The organism is Dietzia sp. SLG310A2-38A2, assembly GCF_014145095.1.
In the GTDB taxonomy this organism is placed as follows: domain Bacteria; phylum Actinomycetota; class Actinomycetes; order Mycobacteriales; family Mycobacteriaceae; genus Dietzia.
On record NZ_JAALDX010000306.1, the window covers coordinates 1,880 to 4,861 of the forward strand.

Consider the following 2,982-nt stretch of genomic DNA (forward strand, 5'->3'; position numbering starts at 1 on the left):
GACTGTGTGGGCCTGAACGACGACGCGATGCGCTCTGACGCTCGGGCGGAGGAGCGCGGCGACGATCCGATGATCGAGGTCCGCGAGCTGCGCAAACAATACGGTCGCCGTGGTCCGGTCGCGCTCAAGGGCATCGACTTCACGGTGGGTCGTGGCGAACTCTTCGGTCTGCTCGGGCCCAACGGCGCCGGCAAGACCACGACGTTGGGGATTCTCACCACGCGGGTGAAGCCGACCTCCGGCACCGCGCGGATCGACGGCATCGACGTGGTGGCCGGACCGCAGGCGGTCAAGCGGCGGATCGCGGTGATGCCGCAGCAGAGCAACCTGGACCGATCGTTGACCGCCCTGGAGAATCTGACGTTCCACGGCGCCTACTACGGCATGCGGCTGAAGGACAGGCGACGGCGCTCCCGTGAGCTGTTGGAACAGTTCGGGTTGGCCGACCGCGCCGATGAGCAGGTGGAGAACTTCTCCGGCGGTATGGCGCAGCGCGTACTCATCGCGCGGGCACTCATGCACCGTCCGCCGCTGCTCTTCCTCGACGAACCGACCACGGGGCTGGATCCGCAGTCGCGGTTGTTCCTCTGGGACCGGGTGACCGAACTCCACCGCTCCGGCACCACGATCATGCTGACCACGCACGATATGGCGGAGGCGGATCGACTGTGCGAGCGGATCGCGATCGTCGACCACGGTCAGCGCATCGCGTTGGACACGCCGGCCGGTCTGCGGGATCTGTTGCCGGGTGGTCGCGGCATCGAGCTCGTGCTGGACGCGCCCGACGATCCCGCTCCGCTGCTGGCAGAACTGGGGGAGACGGAGTCCGCCGAGCTCGAGCAGGGACGGTGGCGGGTGCGGTGTTACGGCGACAGTCGCCTGGGTGAGGCGATCGCGGTCGCCGAACAACGAGGAGCCGTGGTCCACGACGCGCGCCGGCTCGAGGGCAGCCTGGAAGACGTGTTCGTGCACCTGACCGGGCGGGAGCTGCGATGAGTGACCTGACGAGAAACAGTGACCTGACGAGAGACCAGGACCCGATGCTGGCGCGCGCGACCGGTTTCCGGGCCTTCCTGGGCCTGCTGCAGCGTGACATCTGGAACACCCTCCGTCACGAGCTCGGGGGCTTCCTCGCGCAGTCGCTCATGCAACCGTTGGCGTTCCTCTTCGTCTTTGGCCTCGTCCTGCCGGAGATCGGCGCGGTGGACGAGGCCTACGCGACGCAACTGCTGCCGGGCATCATCGCGCTGACGCTCGTGCTGACGGCCCTGCAGAACGTGGCGCTGCCGTTGGTGATCGAGTTCTCGTACACCAAGGAGATCGAGGACCGACTGTTGGCGCCGATCTCTCCGCTGATGGTGGGGGTGGAGAAGCTGGTGTTCGCGACCGGTCGGTCCCTGATCGCGGCGCTGCTGATCCTGCCGCTCGCCGCACTGATCCTTCCGGGTGGGGTGCAGACCGGAGGGGCGAACTGGGGAGTGTTCGCCGTACTCCTGATCGTCGGCGGCCTTGCCGGGGCGTCGATCGGCCTGGTGCTGGGCACGTCGGTCCCGGCGCGACGCATCAACATGGTCTTCGCGTTGGCCCTCACGCCGCTGATCTTCACCGGTGCGACGTTCTACCCGTGGCAGCTGCTCGACTCCCTGCGGTGGTTCCAGGTGCTGACGTTGTTCAACCCGCTCACCTACGTCTCGGAGGGCATGCGCGCCGCCCTGACCTCGTCGCCGCATCTGGGGGCGGAGTGGATCGCGCTCGGGCTCGGGGTCTCGACGCTGGCGTTCGCGGTCATCGGTCTGCGCGGGTTCGTCCGCCGTGCGGTGGACTGACGACTTCGGCGTGGTGCGTGCGTGACCGGGCTGCGGCCCCTCGTCGCGTCCTCACTGCGGTAGCCAGCCCGGATCGTATTTATTACGGTGGGCGGCGCCAGTGAGAGTCAACCGGGAGGTACGTGCCCCCGGAGGGAAGGAACAGGTGACGTCAATGCATGTCATTTCGAGCAGGATTCATACCATCATCGGCCTGATCGTGGGTGCCGTCCTCGTCGTCGCACCGTGGATCTTCGGCTTCGCGGACGTCGAGGCCGCCAAGTGGACGGCGATCGTCGTCGGTGTGGTGATCCTGTTGAGCGAGCTGACCACCACCAGCCCCGTCAGTCCCATGAAGCTGGTGCCCATGCGCATCCACGTGTGGACCGATGTGCTGGTGGGTGTCGTGCTGGCTGCGTCGCCGTGGATCTTCGGCTTCGCCGACAACGACGCCAAGGTGTGGGTGCCGCACCTCGTCGTGGGTATCGCGGTGATCGGGTACGCCCTCATCACTCGAACGGACGACGAGACCGCCGCCACGACCACCAGGACTCGCGAGCCGCACGCGACCAGCGGCCTCTGAGTCCGGAGTGGCCCCCGATGGGGAGCCGCCGCACGTCCCCCGGGCCGCGGGTTCCGGTTGAGGCCGTCAGTAGCCGCGGCCGTACTCGACCACGGACAGCAGGTCCTCGCCGTCGACGAACCTGCGCAGGTTCTCCGCGAGCGGCGCCGCCATCTCCTCGGTGAGCCGTCCGGCCGGGTTGGCGACGTGCGGGGTGATCACCACGTTGTCGAGGCCGAACAGCGGGTCGTCCGGCGCGGGTGGCTCCGGATCGGTCACGTCGAGCGCGGCGCCGCCGATTACTCCGGCGGTGAGTGCGCGGTAGAGGGCTGCCTGGTCGATCAGGGGCCCGCGGGCCACGTTGACGATCCAGGAGTGCGGGCGGAGCAGCGCCAGGGTGCGGTGGTTGATCAGGTGACGGGTCTCCGGGGTGTCGGGCGCGGCCAGCACCACGTGGTCGGCCTGCGCGAGCACCTCCTCGGTTCGCTCGGCCGGAACGGTGAGGGCGGCTCCCTCGACCGGGCGGCCGGACCTGGTGACGGCGAGTGTTCGCGCTCCGCAGGCGGTGAGCAGTGGCACGAGCTCGCGGCCGATGCCGCCGGCGCCGATGATCGC

General features: G+C 68.6%; 4 protein-coding genes. 3 read left to right on the forward strand and 1 reads right to left on the reverse strand.

Features of this window, described 5'->3' with window-relative positions:
- The 3 genes from G6027_RS11340 to G6027_RS11350 form a co-directional block, all read left to right on the forward strand.
- A partial coding sequence (locus G6027_RS11340) for an ABC transporter ATP-binding protein (RefSeq protein WP_346995702.1) occupies positions 1-996 on the forward strand: 996 nt, incomplete at its 5' end.
- Positions 993-1,826, forward strand: a complete 834-nt coding sequence (locus G6027_RS11345; protein ID WP_206682489.1) for an ABC transporter permease — start codon at positions 993-995, stop codon at positions 1,824-1,826. The genes G6027_RS11340 and G6027_RS11345, both read left to right, overlap by 4 nt.
- A gap of 154 nt (positions 1,827-1,980) precedes the next feature.
- Positions 1,981-2,388 (forward strand): SPW repeat protein, encoded by a 408-nt coding sequence (locus tag G6027_RS11350; RefSeq protein WP_194306710.1) that lies wholly within the window; start codon positions 1,981-1,983, stop codon positions 2,386-2,388.
- 66 nt (positions 2,389-2,454) lie between these two features.
- Here G6027_RS11350 and G6027_RS11355 read toward each other — a convergent pair.
- The coding region (locus tag G6027_RS11355; RefSeq protein ID WP_182637282.1) for an NAD(P)-dependent oxidoreductase at positions 2,455-2,982 on the reverse strand (528 nt) is incomplete at its 5' end.